This is a genomic window from Rhodococcus sp. 06-156-4 (genome assembly GCF_002259345.1).
GTDB classification, from domain to species: domain Bacteria; phylum Actinomycetota; class Actinomycetes; order Mycobacteriales; family Mycobacteriaceae; genus Rhodococcoides; species Rhodococcoides fascians_E.
This window is the reverse complement of sequence record NZ_NPGB01000015.1, coordinates 1-15,610: the sequence shown is the minus strand read 5'-3', so window position 1 is coordinate 15,610 and position 15,610 is coordinate 1. Positions and strand designations below refer to the sequence as shown.

Genomic DNA, 15,610 nt, shown 5'->3' with positions numbered 1-15,610 from the left:
CTGCACTGGAACGTACTACTAGTACGTACTAGTCTTCAGAACGGAATAACGATGTCCACGAAGAATCCAGTTCGACTGGCCCTGATCGGTGCCGGACGAATCGGCTCCAGCCACGCCGAACTCATCGCCCGCCACGTCCCCGGAGCCGAGCTCGTCGCCATTGCGGACCCGACGCCGAGCGGTGAACGGCTGGCCGATCTACTCGGCGTCGACATCGCGGAGACATCCGCAGCGGCGATCCTCGCGCGCGCCGACGTCGACGCAGTTGTCATCACCACGCCGGCCAGGACGCATACAGAGCTCGTGGTCGCGGCCGCCGAAGCCGGCAAACACGTCTTCGTCGAGAAGCCGATGGCCATCACGCTGGCCGACGCCGATCGAGCGATCGCCGCTGCCGGCGCTGCGAACGTGGTGCTGCAGGTCGGGTTCAATCGCCGCTTCGCGGCCGGCTGGATCGCTGCTCGCGCCGCAATCGACTCCGGACGAGTCGGCACCCCGCAGCTTCTGAGGTCGGTCACCCGCGATCCAGGTCCGTTCACAGCCGATCCGGCACGAATACCGCCCGGAACGATCTTCCTCGAGACACTCATCCATGATTTCGACGCACTGGCGTTCCTCAATCCGGGCGCGAGCCCCACGCGCGTGACCGCAATCGCCGATGCGCTGATCCGTCCCGACGCGAAAGCCGACGGCCACCTCGACACTGCCGTCGTCACCGTCGAATTCGACAACGGCGCAATTGCTGTTGCCGAGGCCAACTTCAGTGCGCTGTACGGGTACGACGTACGCGCCGAAGTGTTCGGATCGGGCGGCATGGTCACCGCAGGCAACGCACGGTCGAGCGACATGACCTACTACGGTCCGGGCGGAATCGGAGTCGACACTGCCCGTCGCGACACCGATCTGCTGCGCGACGCGTACCTGGGTGAGTTCGTCGCATTCGTGAATGCGATCCGTGAGGGAACCGATGCGCCGGTGACCGGTCAGGACGCGCGCACAGCACTGACCGTCGCACTCGCGGCCATGGAGAGCGCAGCCACCGCACGCTCCGTGGACATCGACGCAACCGGGTTCGACGCATGATCGGCGGGGTCGACCTTGCCGCGTGCGCGGAGATGCTCTATCTCGATCTGCCGATGCTCGAACGAGTTCGGCGCATATCCGACCGTGGCCTGCTGGTGGAAATCTGGGACTGGTCGAACAAGGACATCGATGCTCTCGCCTCGTCCGGGGCCGAATTCTCCTCCATGACAGGCTATCTCACCGGGAACCTGACCGAACCCGACGGTATCGCGGAGATACTCGCGTCCGCCGCGCGGTCCCTGGACGTTGCCGACCGTCTCGCATGCCCTCGGCTGAATCTGCACGGTACCGGCCTCGGCGAGGGCGGTCTGCCACTACGGCCCGTACAGGTGGTCACACCGACGATGTGGCTCACGGCTGCCGACACGTTGCGCACGCTCGCGGAGTTGGGGGAGAAGGCAGGCCGCACGTTCGTGCTCGAAAATCTCAACGTCGCCGTCGATCATCCCGGCACACCGTTCGCATCCGCCGCGGACACCCTGTCCCTGGTGCGCGCTGTCGACCATCCCCACCTTCGTCTGAATCTCGACCTCTACCACGCTCAGATCGGGGAGGGGAATCTGATCGAGTCGGTCACGGAAGCTCTGCCGTACATCGGTGAGATCCAAGTCGCGGACGTGCCCGGCAGGTGTGAGCCCGGTACCGGAGAGATCAACTACGCCGCAATTGCGTCCGCGCTGAAACGCATCGGCTACACCGGGGTCGTGGGGCTCGAGGCATGGGCGTCCGCAGACTCCGACGATGCTCTCGACGCGTTCGAGACAGCCTTTGCCGCAGCCAGGCGATGACCTGGGACGACACAGACACGGACAAGGCCCGGGGACACCGTCGGTGGCGTCCCCGGGCAGTCGACCTGCTACGTGGGGGTCAGGTCATGTCCACAGCCTTCGTCTCTACGAGGGCCTTGGTGCAGGCGAGGCTGAGAACGGACAGCAGTGCAAGCATCACGCCGACGGCGATACTGCCGAACTGCGCGGTCAACGGGGCCGCAAGCAGAGGAGGAATCGCGCCACCCAGTACACCCGCCAGGTTGTACCCGAGTCCCGCTCCGGTGTACCTGAACCTGGTCTGAAACAGCTCGGGAAGCAGGGCGCCCGTGGGACCGTACGCAATACCGAAAATGGACAGGGTCACACACATCGCAAACACGTACGCACCGGGGTTGCCGGTATCGAGCAGCGGAAACAGGACGAGTGTCCACGGAATCGCCACCGAGCAGGACGCCATGATGACGCGGCGACGGCCGACACGGTCGGAGTACACCGCGGACAGCCCGATTGCGATGCCGAACACCACGGCCCCGAGGATTCCGGTCCACAGTACGAACGGCCGGTCGAATCCCAGACTCTTGGTCCCGTAACTGGTCAGATATGCGGTGCCCATGTAGAAGAGGGAGAACAGCGATGCCAGTGCACCTGCGGCGAGCAGGACCTCGCGCTTCTGCACGTGCCACGCGTCGAGCACGGGGAGCTTCGTCGCGCGGGCCTGTACCTTCTCTTCCTCTGCCTGGTTCGCACGGAAGATCGGTGTCTCCTCGATCGCCAGCCTCATGTAGAGACCGATCAACACCAGCACCGCGCTGAGAAGGAACGGAATTCGCCAGCCGTAGTCGAGGAAGACCTCGTTGGTGTCACCGAACACCGCCCCGGTGATGAGGAACGTCCCACTCGAGAGAATGAACGCCGCCGACGGGCCGAGCTGCGGAAACATACCGTAGAAGCCACGTTTCTTCGCAGGCGCGTACTCGGCGGTCAACAGCGTTGCGCCCGCCCATTCACCACCCACTGCGAACCCCTGTCCGAACCGAAGAACGACCAGGATGATCGGCGCCGCAACACCGATCGTGGCAGCACCGGGCAGAAGTCCGATCACGAAGGTGGAGATTCCCATGAGGAGGAGCGTGGAGATCAACGTCTTCTTACGGCCGATCCGGTCACCGAAGTGGCCGAAGAGCACTGCGCCCGCCGGACGCGCGATGAAGGCGACCGCGAACGTCGCGAACGATGCGACCGTTCCTGCCGTCGAGCCGAGAGCAGGAAAGAACACCGTCGGAAAGACAAGTGCGGCGGCGGTTCCGTAGATGAAGAAGTCGTAGAACTCGATGGTCGTGCCGATGCCGCTCGCGACCGCGACCTTGCGAACACTCGTCGTCGGTACCGGATGCGGTGCGGACGACGGTGTCGCGTCGGGGGTTCGACGGGTGACCGCGTCGTCGGGTGTCAGTGATGTCATGTCTCTCCAGGAATCGGCGCCGAAAGGGTGGTCGGTTCAGGATCGAGACGTTATGTGACGCGCGCCATAGTCGACTACCCCCGCATGGGGGTATCCGGTCCACCGAGAAGATCGCACGCGAGGGACCCCTGGCGGTACGGTGATCCCCTGGCCACCTGAACGGCGCGAGGGGAGCAGGCGATGAAGATCGACTTCAAGAAGACGATTCCGACCTACTCCGCGCGGCAGGGGCGCTTCGACGTCGTGGAGGTCCCGCCCCTGCAGTACATCGCGATCGACGGTTCCGGTGATCCCAACACCGCCCCGGAGTACCGAGAGGCGCTCCAAGCGTTGTTCCCCGTCGCCTACGCCATCAAATTCGCGAGCAAGAACGAGCTCGGGCGCGACTACGTCGTCATGCCGCTCGAAGCGCTCTGGTGGGCACCGAACATGAACTCCTTCACCACCGCCCGAGACAAGGCGCAGTGGAAGTGGACGGCGATGATCTTGATCCCCGACTGGATCGACGACGAAAAAGTTTCTGCCGCACAAGATTCCGTCGAGCGAACAGGTAACCCAGTGGGTCTTCGGCGAATCCGAACCATGACGCTGGACGAAGGCCGGTGCGTGCAGACACTGCACGTCGGCCCGTACGACGACGAGGCAGCAATCCTGGCGACGATGCACGACGACGTCATCCCACGAACCGGTGCGTCGATGACGGGGAAGCATCACGAGATCTACCTGAGCGATGCACGACGGGTCGAGCCGTCCAGGCTCAGAACGATTCTGCGTCAGCCCATCTCTCCCTGACCGGCACCGAGTACGGCGTCGGCCGGTTCGGGATCACCCTCGTCCAGGCCTCGCGCGATGGCGGTTCGCGAGGCGAGCCACAAAGCGACGCCCGCGACGAGCACGAGACCTTCACTGACGGTCAGCGCCCAGATGATGCCGTTCAGCCCGAACCAGAGGTTGCCGAGAACGACGATGGGGACGAACGCAAGACCCTGCGTCATCGACATGATCGTCGCCGGAAGTACGCGACCGGTTGCCTGGAACAGTGTTGTGACCAGTCCCGCGGCACCGTTGAAGATCACCGACACCAACTGAGCCGTGATCACGACACCGCCGAGGGCGAGCAGCGAGGTGTCTGCGACGAACGCTGCGAACACCTGCTCGCGGAACACGAACACCGCAGCGGAGAAGACCACCGCGATGACGCCGACGGCCACACCGGCACCCCGCACCGATGCATACAGTCGCCGCGCATCACCCTTGCCGTAGGCGTAGGCGAGCAGCGGCAGGCAACCGAGCGTGACACCCATGATGAGAAATTCAGGCACCTGCGCAATGCGTACCGCTACACCCATGGCCGCGAGCGGTCCGTCACCGTACGCAGCGGCGAGGTTGTTCAGAACCAACGAGGTGACCACCAGGAAACCTGCCTGAGTCAGCTCACCGACGCCGATTCCGAACACCGGCCCGGTGATCGACCGCGTCAGCCTCACATGCCTCGGCGCGAGGCTGACGTGTTCACTGTGCCGTGACAGCCACGTCACGAAGTACACGGCGGTGACAACGTTCGCGAGGCCGACCGACAGTGCCGCACCGGCGACACCGAAGTGCAGTACGAGAATGAACAGTACGTCGAACACCACGTTCGCGACGGTCGACAGGATCAGACCGGTCATCACCTGCCGCGTCGCGCCCTCTGCTCGCACCAGCTGCTCGAGGCAGAAGGACGTCGTCAGCACCGGAACGAACACCAGCAGCACCACCACGAACGCCGTCGTGGCATGGACCTCGTTGCTCTGCGCGCCGAGCATCGCAACGAGTGGATCGACGAAAACGACTCCGGCGGCACCGATCACGCCACCCACCGCGGCAGCTCCCCACACCGAGAACGAGGCCACGTGCTTGATCTCTCCGGCCTTCGACGGATCGGCCTCGGACCCTCCGAGCAGCCGTGAGATCAACGCGCTACCGCCGGTGCCGAACACTCCGCCCACGGCCATCACGATTCCCAGAACCGGTGAACCGAGGGTGACGGCAGCGAGGAGTGTGGCGTCGTGGAGCGAACCGATGAACCCTGCGTTGACCACGTTGTAGACCGCGGTCACGATCAGCGCGGCGGCCATCGGAATACACAAGTGCGCGAGCGCACGAAAAATCGGTGCGGACGACAGATACCACCGGTTCGAACCTTCGGTCTCGGTGACGTTCTCGGTAGAGGCGGTGGAGGTATTCATGGCAACTCCTCGTGTGCAGCGGTGGGATCCGGGCATGGTCGGGATCCGGGCATGGGTGCGAAAGCCCTGTCCGACAACGCGGTACGCGGGCACGGTCGGTCGACGCATCGGCGTCGTCGATGCGTCGGAGGTGGGGGCGAGGTCGGTCAGTCGCGGGACGGGGGCGCGAGCTCTGCGGTGACCTTGCTCAGAAGCGTGTGCAGAGTGGTTCGTTCGTCGTCGTCGAGCGGCCCGAGGAGCTTGTCCTCGATCGCCCTCATCGCGTCGTCGAATCCGGCGATCAGTGCGCTGCCGGATTCTGTGGCGTAGACCCGTTTGATGCGTTCGTTCGTCGGATCGGGACGCCGCTCGATCAACCCTCGTGCCTCGAGTCCCTGCAGAAGACTCGACACACTGGCGGGCGTGGTCCGTGTCATGTTCGCGATGTCCCGCTGGATCGCCCCGGGCGACCTGGTCAGGTAACCGAGGACGAAACTTTGCTGGTGACCGAGGTCGCGTTCACGAATCCAGTCGAGGCCGGCCTGCTGCTGAGCCCATCCGATCCACCTCAGTAGGTCGAGAGTGCTGGTGAGATTGACGTCAGGTCCGGTCATAATTAGAAATCTAACCGTTAGATTTCAAACTGTCAACGGCGTGCTCGATCCCTGCCTCAGTCCGATGTCTGACACGATGTCGGTCATGACGTTCGCGTTGCGGGGGACTTCGTTCACGGTCGGCACTCTCACGCTGCTCACCGCGCTCTATTTCGCCCAGGGTCTTCCCTACGGATTCTTCACCACTGCGCTGCCGGTCGTCCTGCGCGAGTCCGGATACTCCCTCGTCGAGATCAGCGCGACCGGGTTCCTGTTCCTGCCCTGGGCACTGAAGTTCCTGTGGGCACCGTACGTGGATCGCTACGGCACCCGGCGACGGTGGTTGCTCGGCCTGCAACTGGGCGCAGCTGCCGTGGCCCTGGGAATGGCCTTCCTCGAACTGTCCACGAGCCTGCGCTGGCTGTTCGTCGGAATCTTCCTCGTCAACGTTCTGTCCGCGACTCAGGACATCGTCACCGACGGCCTCGCCGTCCGACTCCTCGGTGTCCGACAACGCGGCGTGGGCAACGGAATTCAAGTCGGTGCATACCGGATCGGAATGATCTGCGGGGGAGGTTTGCTGCTGTGGCTCTTCTCGCTCGCCGGATGGCGCGCGCTGTTCGTCACGATGTCCGTGCTGCTGATCGCCACGACGATTCCGGTCCTGTTCGCCCGTCGACCACTGGCCGAAGCCGACGTGGACACCACCGACGAATCCGAAGCGGGCCCGCTCGTGCGGGCTTCGCTCCTGACCATCGGATGGTTGGCCAGGCTGCGACGCCCGGGGATGGTGGCGTTCATCGGGCTCGTCGCGCTGTTCAAGTTCGGTAACTCGATGGGCTCGGCGCTCGTCGGCCCCTTCATGTCCGACAGCGGCCTGACTCTCGCCCAGATCGCGTTCGTCGACGGGGGACTGTCCTCGGTGGCGGCGCTCGGCGGCGCTGCACTCGGCGCGTGGCTGTCTGTGCGCTACGGACGACGGCGGTCACTGCTCGTCGGTGGTGTCACTCAAACCGCAAGTCTGGCACTCTATGTGGTCGCATCGTTGGGCGTCGGCGGATTTCCACTCCTCGTCACTGCGAGCGTGGCAGAGCACGTACTCGGAGGCGCAGCGACCGTCGCGATCTTCGCACTGATGATGGATGCAGCCGACAAGCGTTTCGCAGGAGCCGACTACACACTGGTCGCATGTGCGGTGGTGTTCTCGCAGGGTGCTGCAGGGCTCGCTGCCGGCGTGGTCGGCGACGCATTCGGGTTCACGGCAGTCTTCGGCGTTGCACTGATTCTGTCCGGAATCGGATGCCTGGTCCTTCTCGTCGCGCTCGACCGAGGCATCGGGCCCAGCGGGCTGAAGGAGACCTTTCCGCCGCGTGTCACGCGCGCGTGAGCGCAGGGCCCGACAACGGCCCGGCCCCAACGGAAGTGGGGCCGGGCCGCAGTATCAGTCGACGGCGATGATGGAACCGGCGATCGCGGCCAGTCTCGTCTGCGTCGCGGAGACCACGCCGTGGCGGTTCTTGTGTGCTTCCTCGAACGCGAGAATCGTCCGAAGCTCCTTCGGATCACTCGAGTCCTTGATCGCTGCCACGGCTTCCGCGACGTTCAAGGATTCGTAGTCGTCGATCGGTAGCTCGTCGGCGTCCAGAACGCCTGCGGCGGAACGTGCAGAGTGGATGGCGTCGGCGACGCCGTCGACACCTTCCTCGCGCACGACGTCCTCCGCAGCCTCCAATGCCGCGTCGCGGCTCGCCGACAGCGTTCGAGCGGCGATGTCGCCCGCATGCGCGCCGCGGCCCAACAGCTCGGACAAACGATTCGGTGTGGATCGGGCGACATCCAGTGCGCGGTCGATGCCCCGAGCAGACCACGTCGCGGGCGCGTTCACGATCTTAACGGCCCCACCGGCAGCCGCTTGAAGCGGTGTCCTGCGCAGGGCGACGGGGCCTCCGAGTGCTTCCTCGGCGAGAACTGTCTCCAGCCACTCGACCGTGGCCGAGTGCGCACGAACGAGACGGTCTGCCAGTTGGACGACGCTCCGCTCGGAATCCGCCGTCGCAAGCGCCTTGATGTACTTGGAGCGACTGACCAGCTGGTGTTCCAGAGCGAGGTCGCCCAGAAGCGCCTCGTCGAACGGCTGGGCCTGCTCGGCGAGCGTCTTGAACAATGCAAGCGTCCGACCCACGAGAGGCCCGACGATGTCGGGAAGCCCGCCGAGATCACGCAACTCCGACTCGATGGCGGCCGCACGTTCGCGCCCGTTCGCGGCGTTCTGTGTGAGTTCGGTACGGACGGCATCCGTGCGGGCCTGCGCCACACGGGTTTCCGCGACCTGAATTTCGGTGTTGGTCAGCTGAAGTACGGCTCGCAACTGCGCGAGCAGGGTGGGTGTAGCCATCGTGCGCTCCTGTTGGTCGAGTGGGTGGTTCCGATCGGTGCCAACTGTCGTGCCAGGCACTGTGTCGTCGGGTAGCCCACGCACGACCACGGCAAACCGTGGAGCGGATGTGTGACCAAGCTCTCAGGCGCCGCGGTAGTCGGCGGTACCGTCGGATCCCTCGCTCCTGGGCGGACCCGTCGTCGATCGAACGACCAGCTCGGGTTCGATGACGCACTCGAAGCCTTCGGTCCGATCGTCGTCCAGCCGGGTGACGGTGAACTCGAGTGCCCTCCTGGCCAATTCCTCGCCGTCCTGGCGCACCGTGGTCAGGTCGATACGCGCCAGCCGCGACAACGGCGAATCGTCGTAGCCGACGATGGACACGTCGCCCGGAATGGACACCCCCGCCCGGGTGAGTTCGTCCATGATGCCCAGCGCCGATCGGTCGTTGCCTGCCATGACCGCCGTCGGAAGCTGTGCCTCGGACAGAAACGATCGCGCAGCAGCGGCGCCTGCTTCTTCGTCGTGCGCACCGCCCACGACGCGGGCGAACGTATCGAGTCCGTGCCTTCGCATGGACGCGACGTAGGCGCGTCTGCGCGCATCCGACACAGCGTGATCACCGCCGTCGACATGGACGATGCGAGAGTGACCCAGTTCGACGAGATGATCGACCGACGCACGGATGCCTTTGCTGTCCGCAGAACGAACCGTGTTGACCGGGGGAGAATCGGGCCCACGGGCAGGAATCTTGCGGCCCACGATCGTCAGGACGGCTCTGGCCGCGACGGACCGCAGGTACGCGGAATCGGAGAGCGGATTGAACAGAATCAGCCCCTCGCACCGGTGGCTGAGCAAGGCCTCGATCGCTTTGCGTTCGTCGCGAGTCGGGCCGCTGGCCGACAACAACACGTCGTATCCGGCGGTTTCGGCGGCGTCGTAGACGGTCCCGAGCATCTCGGCCTGGAACGTCTGCTTCACGTCGGTCAACACTCCGAGAGTGCGGCTCCGGCCACGAGCGAGCAGTTGTGCCGCCCGATCCGGTTGATAACTGAGCTCGTCGGCCGCGGCGAGGACTCGGTCGCGTGTCTCCTGGGAAGCACCCGGTTTGTCGCTGAAGATCAGCGACACAAGTGTCCGCGACACACCCGCACGCTCGGCGACATCGGCCATCGTCGGACGTCGATGCGGCGTTGATTCCGGCGATGGATGCACGGTGTCCCCCTGGAAAGTGACCGCGTACGAAGCGGCATTCAGAATGTCTTGACAATCACACAGTGGATCATCATAGTATACGACTGAAGCGCGTCAGTAACGCGCGTCAGATCCAGATCTTCCTCGTAGCGCGTCGAGGCGCGCACCGAGACTTCTCGAAAGGACAACCATGAGCGTGATCCGCGTTGGATCTGCACCGGATTCGTGGGGCGTGTGGTTCCCGGAAGACCCGCAGCAGACGCCGTACACCCGATTCCTCGACGAGGTTTCGGCATCCGGTTACGAGTGGATCGAGCTCGGTCCTTTCGGATACCTGCCCACCGACCCCAAGCAGCTTTCCGACGAGTTGGCGGCACACAACCTCAAGCTCTCGGCGGGAACCGTGTTCGAACACCTGCACCAGGACGACTCCTGGGATGCGGTCTGGACCCAGATCGAGGACGTCGCCAAGCTGACCGCTGCGGTCGGTGGCAAACACGTCGTCGTCATCCCAGAGATGTGGCGTGACCCGGGCACGGGCGCCGTTCTCGAGGACCGCAACCTCACCGCAGACCAGTGGCGCAAGAAGACCGAGGGAATGAACGAGCTCGGCAAGCGCATGTTCGAGCAGTACGGCGTCAAGGCGCAGTACCACCCGCATGCCGACAGTCACGTCGACACCGAGGAGAACGTCTACCGATTCCTCGACGGAACGTCGAGCGAGTTCGTGAACCTGTGCCTCGACACCGGCCACATCAGCTACTGCGGCGGCGACAACATCGCCATCATCGAGCGCGCTCCCGAGCGCATCGGATACCTCCACCTCAAGCAGGTCAACGTCGAGGTCCGGGCCAAGGTCGAAGCCGAGGATCTTCCGTTCGGTGAGGCGTGCAAGCTCGGCGCGATGACCGAGCCGCCGCTGGGAATCCCGGACATGCCGCCGCTGCTCGGAACCATCGAGCGCCTTGCCGACGAGGGCAAGCTGACCGCGGACATCTTCGCAATCGTCGAGCAGGACATGTACCCGTGCGCTCCCGATGTGCCGCTGCCCATCGCGCAGAGGACCCAGAAGTACCTGAGCTCCTGCGGAATTCCCTCCGTCTCCTTCAAGTAACGCGCCCGCCGCACCCTGACGAAAGAGATCTTCAATGTCGAACGAACTCCGCATCGCCGTACTCGGTGTCGGAATGATGGGCGCCGACCACGTCGCTCGAATCACCAACAAGATCGCCGGCGCGCGTGTGGCCGTGGTCAACGATTACTTCACCGAGAAGGCCGAGGAACTGGCAGCCACGATCCCTGGTGCTCGTGCCGTGGCCGACCCGTTCGAAGCCATTGCCGACCCCGAGGTGGACGCCGTCCTGCTCGCGACGCCGGGACCCACCCACGAGAAGCAGCTCCTCGCATGCCTCGAGCACGGCAAGCCGGTCCTCTGCGAGAAGCCGCTGACCACCGAGGTCGAAACCTCACTCGCCGTCGTGAAAGCCGAAGCAGCCCTGGGTAAGACCCTCATCCAGGTCGGCTTCATGCGTCGATTCGACAACGAGTACGCAGAGCTGAAAGCGCTCATCGACTCCGGTGACATCGGCCGCCCGCTCGTCGTTCACTGCGCGCACCGCAACCCCGCCGTGCCGCCGAACTTCGACAGCGCGATGATCGTCAAGGACTCACTGGTGCACGAGGTCGACGTCACCCGCTTCCTCCTCGACGAGGAGATCACGTCGGTCCAGATCATCAAGCCGTCGGCGAACGCGAATGCACCCGAAGGCCTACAGGATCCGCAGATCGCCATCTTCGCGACCGAGTCCGGACGCCACGTCGACGCCGAGGTGTTCGTCACCACCGGCGTTGCGTACGAGGTTCGCACCGAGGTCGTCGCAGAACTGGGCAGCGCGCAGATCGGCCTCGACGTCGGCCTCGTGCGCAAGACGAAGCCCGGCAACTGGGGTGGCACGATCACTCCGTCGTTCAAGGAGCGTTTCGGACAGGCGTACGACACCGAGATGCAGCGGTGGGTCAACGCCGTCAAGGCAGGCGCCGAGACCGGCAACTACATCGACGGACCCGGCGCATGGGACGGCTACGCGGCTGCAGCCGTCTGTGCAGCAGGCGTGAAGTCGCTCGAGTCCGGTGAGCGTGTCGCCGTCGACATGGTCGACCGCTCCAGCATCTGACACACCCGCTTCACCCGAGTCCGAGGGTGGACCACTCCGCGAGGGAGATATCCGTCGTGATGTGGTCCACTCCTCTGTGCACGGCCCCGTACAGCGGGCCGTCGTCGCCGTGTACCCCGTCGAGAACCTCGGGGGGAGCGGCTTTTCTGAAGGACATGAGGCCCTCGACGTACGCGCGGCGAAAACTGTCCTGCGCTGCGCCTCGAAGGGCAGGAGCGAGGCCGCCGAGCGTGACGACCTCCGGGTCGTGCAAGTTCACCAAGCCGGCGATCCCGCGCCCGAGGGACTTGGCGACCCAGTCGAACGCAGGGGCGAGTCCGCTGTCTCCGGCGTCCAGCTTCGCCACGAGGTCGCGGGCGTAGCCAACCGGATCCGCCGGGGGAGCGTCGCCGATCGACGACGCCAGTGCGCGCCCGTCGATCGACAGATCCCAGCAACCCCGCGCGCCGCACGGGCACTGCACGGCAGGGTCTCCGAACGGTATGTGGCCGTACTCGCCCGCCGCGCCGCGGGCACCGGTGGTCGGCGTGCCGTCGACGACGAGCGTCCCGCCGATTCCGACGGCGATGATCAGATGCAGAGCCGTCGACGCTCCTCTGGCCGCACCTGTTCTCGCCTCTGCCAACCCGGCCAACGTTGCATCGTTCCCGACAAGGAACGCCACATCCGACGGAAGCCCCGCCGTCATCGGTGTGAGGTCTGCATCCGTCCAGCCACGCGGCGTGAACTGAACGAGTGTGTTGTCACTGACCGTGCCTGCCACGGAAAGGGATACCGCGCGGACCCTGCCGTCGGATTCGAGGTGGATGCGCTCGATCTCCTCGGCCATACCCGCCAGCACCTCGTCGGGATCCGGCCGCGAGCGAGGAGCGCGCGACACGATGACCGGATCTCCGAAGATGTCGGAGACAGCCAGCCGCCAATCGCTCGAGCGGAGTTCCGCAGCAAGTACCAGCGGACCTTGGGGGTGCGGTCCGAGGACCGTCGTCGGACGACCGCGGCCGCGTGTCTTCGCCGGTGTTTCGTCGAGGATGCGCGCATGCTTCAGTCGGGCGACGAGCTCGGTTGCCCCTCCGCTCCCGATGCCCAGACGCTGAGCAGCTTCGACCCTGGTGATGCCGGGGTTCGCGCGTACGACGGCCGTCAACTGGGCCGCGCCGAGCCATCGAGCGCGCGCGGACGTATCGGAAGTAGTTGCCATCGCGGATCATCTTCTCACTTGATTAAACTCAACAATTGAGTATATTACGTCCGATGTCGACCGGAGACACGAGCACGCGAACCGACGGGGGCCTGCGCACCAATACGAAGGGGCTGCTGTCCCTGTCGCTGGCGTCGTGCTTGGCGGTGACCACCGAGATGCTGCCGGTGGGGCTGCTCCCGGTGATGGGCCGATCGTTCGGCGTCGCGGAATCGTCGATAGGCCTTCTGGTGAGCCTGTACGCGGGTCTTGTGGCGCTTCTCGCCGTGCCGATGACCATCTGGACACGCCGGTTGCCACGTAAACCGATTCTCGTCGCGACGCTCGGCGGATACGTCGTCAGCAACCTCGTCGTCGCCCTGTCGCACTCACTCGAATGGCTTGCGTTCGGTCGCGGCATCGGCGGCGTCGCGCACGCATTGTTCTTTTCTCTGTGCATCGGGTACGTGCCCCGACTCGTCGGACCGGCGAACCTCGGCAGGGGATTGGCGATCGCTGCAGCTGGTGCCACGGCCGGTTATGTACTGGGAGTGCCGATCTCGACATCGATGGGCAATGCCATCGGATGGCGATCGTCCTTCGTGGTACTTGCCGTGCTGTCCGCCGCCACCGTCGTCGCCGTGACAATCCTTCTCCCTGCAGTCCCCGGCGACGCGGGCCGACGCGAAAAGTCTCGCGGCCACGGCAGTCTCTCGGTCGTGGTGACTTCCAACGCGCTCACCTTCCTCGGCCACTACACCGTCTACACCTACATCAGCATCCTGCTTCTGAATGCCGGAGTCGTCGAATCCGCGCTCGGACCGGTGCTTTTGATCCTCGGAGCATGCGGCGTGCTCGGATTGTGGCTCACCGGACGTACGCTCGACCGCAGTCCGCGCCGAACGATGCTCGTGGTGCTCGGTCTCGTCGCGACATCGATCGTGGCAGTCGGGAGCACACACCTGTGGTTGTTGCCGCTTCTCGTGTGCACCGCTGTGTGGTCCGGTGCGTTCGGGGGAGTTCCGTCGATGTACCAGTCCGCCGCAGTCCGAACAGAACCGACGTCACCGGAGACCGCAGGCGCGTGGATCAACGCGACGGCGAACGTGGGGATCGCGGGCGGTGCCGGGGTGGGAGGCATCGTTCTGCCGTGGCTCGGCCTCGGCGGCCTCGCACTCACGGGAGCAGCGTTGGTCGCCGCTGGTTTGCTCGTCGCATCCTTCGCCCGAACCAGCGTTTCGGCCTCCGCCACCTCGTCGTGACCGTGTCCCTCGTGGTAGACACAGGCCGGACCGCGCAGCACCTACCGAGCGACGCGGACGACACGAAGCGAAGGCGGGGTCGAGAATGTCTCGCATGTGGGGGCGCGCCGCCGACTGGTATCGCCCGAACACGGCGGTCACGTGCGCGCTGGTGGTCGTCCTGGTGTCGCTGTGGACGGCCGTGTATTCGGTCAGCATCCTCGGCGCTCTCTGGCGATTGCGCGATCCGAACGCACCGATGCCGATCCTGAGCGTCCGAGATCAAGCCGCCGACCTCGCGGTGCTGGTTGTACAGCTCGCACTCGGCACGATCGCGATCACCGCGGTCGCCTACCTACGGCGATCGGACATCGGGGAACTTCTACCGCGCAGGCAAGGAACGGCCGTCGACGCAGCAGTCGCCTGGTGTGCCGCGATCGCCGCCGCGTCGGCCCTCGCTCTCGTGCTGGACCGACTCTCGGTGGCGCGGTTCGATTTCTCGGTGCCGGCAGTGGTCGAATCTCCGGCGTTGGCAGTGCTCACCGCCCTGTCCGCCGGACTACGTGAAGAACCACTGCTGGCAGCACTTCCTGTGTTGCTCTTGGTCGGTCGAATACCCATCGGGTGGGTCATGATCCTCGCCGGGTGCATGAGAGGGCTCCTGTACCTGTTCTTCGGCGGCGGCGGCTTCGTGTGGGCCGCACTGTGGGGAGCGGCCGCAGTATGGGTGTACTTCAAGTACCGGCGACTGTGGGTGCTCGTCGTCGTTCACGGAATCGCCATGAACATTCAGGTGCTGGACCGAGTGATTCCGCTCGACAGCGCCGCCACGCTTCTTCAGTGGGCGAACATATTGATCATGTTCGGTGCGTTGACGATGTGGTTGGTGCCACGCGCCCTCGGAGGGATTCCGTCCACCCCTGTGTCCGACGAGGTCCCGCGGCCGACAACGCCGCCCGTCGAACGGTAGGCGTCACTCCCGAATGGACGTGACCGGTTCAGCGACCGTACCCGCGGTAACCGACACCGTGAGTGTGATGCGCAGCACGTGGCCCTCGTGCAGGTGATGCAGGTAACCGTCGCCGCGTAGTGGGCGTTACCGCCGGTTACATTAAGCTCCGAACAATGATCGAATCCACCTCCGCGGTGAAGCGCAGGCTGCTGGGACTGCTGCTGTTTCTCATGATCATCGTGTTCGTGACGTGGTCGGTCACCTCGTACAGCAAGACTTTCAAGAAAGTCGTCAGTATCGACCTGGTGACCGATTCGGTGGGTAATGCGTTGCCCAGCAACGCGGATGTGAAGGTTCGCGGTTTGATCGTCGGTGAA

At 64.8% G+C, this 15,610-nt stretch carries 14 protein-coding genes and 1 pseudogene; 9 read left to right on the top strand and 6 right to left on the bottom strand.

Annotated features, from left to right (window positions below; all coding sequences use genetic code 11):
• The first annotated feature begins 51 nt into the window (after nucleotides 1-51).
• Both CH290_RS09455 and CH290_RS09450 read left to right on the top strand, forming a co-directional pair.
• The gene (locus CH290_RS09455; RefSeq protein ID WP_020113288.1) at nucleotides 52-1,083 is read left to right on the top strand and encodes a Gfo/Idh/MocA family oxidoreductase; all 1,032 of its coding nucleotides are present in this window, start codon (nucleotides 52-54) and stop codon (nucleotides 1,081-1,083) included.
• Nucleotides 1,080-1,871 (top strand): TIM barrel protein, encoded by a 792-nt coding sequence (locus CH290_RS09450; protein ID WP_020113289.1) that lies wholly within the window; start codon nucleotides 1,080-1,082, stop codon nucleotides 1,869-1,871. Before CH290_RS09455 ends, CH290_RS09450 begins: the two co-directional genes overlap by 4 nt.
• Before the next feature lie 79 nt (nucleotides 1,872-1,950).
• Here CH290_RS09450 and CH290_RS09445 read toward each other — a convergent pair whose 3' ends face one another.
• Nucleotides 1,951-3,315 carry an MFS transporter gene (locus tag CH290_RS09445; protein ID WP_033188740.1) on the bottom strand — a complete coding sequence of 455 codons (1,365 nt, stop codon included), beginning with the start codon at nucleotides 3,313-3,315 and terminating at the stop codon, nucleotides 1,951-1,953.
• A gap of 180 nt (nucleotides 3,316-3,495) precedes the next feature.
• Here CH290_RS09445 and CH290_RS09440 point away from each other — a divergent pair, with 180 nt between their 5' ends.
• Nucleotides 3,496-4,107 (top strand): GyrI-like domain-containing protein, encoded by a 612-nt coding sequence (locus CH290_RS09440; RefSeq protein WP_019667732.1) that lies wholly within the window; start codon nucleotides 3,496-3,498, stop codon nucleotides 4,105-4,107.
• On the opposite strand, the gene CH290_RS09435 is transcribed toward CH290_RS09440, so the two are convergent.
• Nucleotides 4,089-5,543, bottom strand: a complete 1,455-nt coding sequence (locus CH290_RS09435) for an MATE family efflux transporter (protein WP_033188841.1) — start codon at nucleotides 5,541-5,543, stop codon at nucleotides 4,089-4,091. The genes CH290_RS09440 and CH290_RS09435 overlap by 19 nt on opposite strands.
• A gap of 146 nt (nucleotides 5,544-5,689) precedes the next feature.
• A complete protein-coding gene (locus CH290_RS09430) occupies nucleotides 5,690-6,136 on the bottom strand; it encodes a MarR family winged helix-turn-helix transcriptional regulator (protein WP_019667730.1) in 447 nt (148 codons plus the stop codon).
• A gap of 64 nt (nucleotides 6,137-6,200) precedes the next feature.
• Here CH290_RS09430 and CH290_RS09425 point away from each other — a divergent pair, with 64 nt between their 5' ends.
• A complete protein-coding gene (locus CH290_RS09425) occupies nucleotides 6,201-7,502 on the top strand; it encodes an MFS transporter (protein WP_033188739.1) in 1,302 nt (433 codons plus the stop codon).
• Between the two features lie 54 nt (nucleotides 7,503-7,556).
• Here CH290_RS09425 and CH290_RS09420 read toward each other — a convergent pair whose 3' ends face one another.
• Together CH290_RS09420 and CH290_RS09415 are read right to left on the bottom strand one after the other, a co-directional pair.
• A complete protein-coding gene (locus CH290_RS09420) occupies nucleotides 7,557-8,510 on the bottom strand; it encodes a hypothetical protein (RefSeq protein WP_019667728.1) in 954 nt (317 codons plus the stop codon).
• Nucleotides 8,511-8,633: 123 nt separating this feature from the next.
• Nucleotides 8,634-9,665, bottom strand: coding sequence for a LacI family DNA-binding transcriptional regulator (locus CH290_RS09415; protein ID WP_033188738.1), 1,032 nt, complete (start codon nucleotides 9,663-9,665; stop codon nucleotides 8,634-8,636).
• Nucleotides 9,666-9,876: 211 nt separating this feature from the next.
• Here CH290_RS09415 and CH290_RS09410 point away from each other — a divergent pair, with 211 nt between their 5' ends.
• Together CH290_RS09410 and CH290_RS09405 are read left to right on the top strand one after the other, a co-directional pair.
• On the top strand, nucleotides 9,877-10,800 hold the full coding sequence (locus CH290_RS09410) for a sugar phosphate isomerase/epimerase family protein (RefSeq protein WP_033188737.1): 924 nt from the start codon (nucleotides 9,877-9,879) through the stop codon (nucleotides 10,798-10,800).
• 34 nt (nucleotides 10,801-10,834) lie between these two features.
• Nucleotides 10,835-11,860 (top strand): Gfo/Idh/MocA family protein, encoded by a 1,026-nt coding sequence (locus tag CH290_RS09405; protein WP_033188736.1) that lies wholly within the window; start codon nucleotides 10,835-10,837, stop codon nucleotides 11,858-11,860.
• 10 nt (nucleotides 11,861-11,870) lie between these two features.
• Here CH290_RS09405 and CH290_RS09400 read toward each other — a convergent pair whose 3' ends face one another.
• Nucleotides 11,871-13,061: an ROK family protein gene (locus CH290_RS09400; RefSeq protein ID WP_230620912.1), complete on the bottom strand. Its 1,191-nt coding sequence runs from the start codon at nucleotides 13,059-13,061 to the stop codon at nucleotides 11,871-11,873.
• A gap of 53 nt (nucleotides 13,062-13,114) precedes the next feature.
• Here CH290_RS09400 and CH290_RS09395 point away from each other — a divergent pair, with 53 nt between their 5' ends.
• The 3 genes and pseudogenes from CH290_RS09395 to CH290_RS09385 form a co-directional block, all read left to right on the top strand.
• Nucleotides 13,115-14,302 carry an MFS transporter gene (locus tag CH290_RS09395; RefSeq protein WP_019667723.1) on the top strand — a complete coding sequence of 396 codons (1,188 nt, stop codon included), beginning with the start codon at nucleotides 13,115-13,117 and terminating at the stop codon, nucleotides 14,300-14,302.
• A gap of 85 nt (nucleotides 14,303-14,387) precedes the next feature.
• Nucleotides 14,388-15,251 carry a CPBP family intramembrane glutamic endopeptidase gene (locus tag CH290_RS09390; protein WP_230620911.1) on the top strand — a complete coding sequence of 288 codons (864 nt, stop codon included), beginning with the start codon at nucleotides 14,388-14,390 and terminating at the stop codon, nucleotides 15,249-15,251.
• Nucleotides 15,252-15,406: 155 nt separating this feature from the next.
• Nucleotides 15,407-15,610: pseudogene (locus tag CH290_RS09385) on the top strand (MCE family protein); the annotation flags it as partial.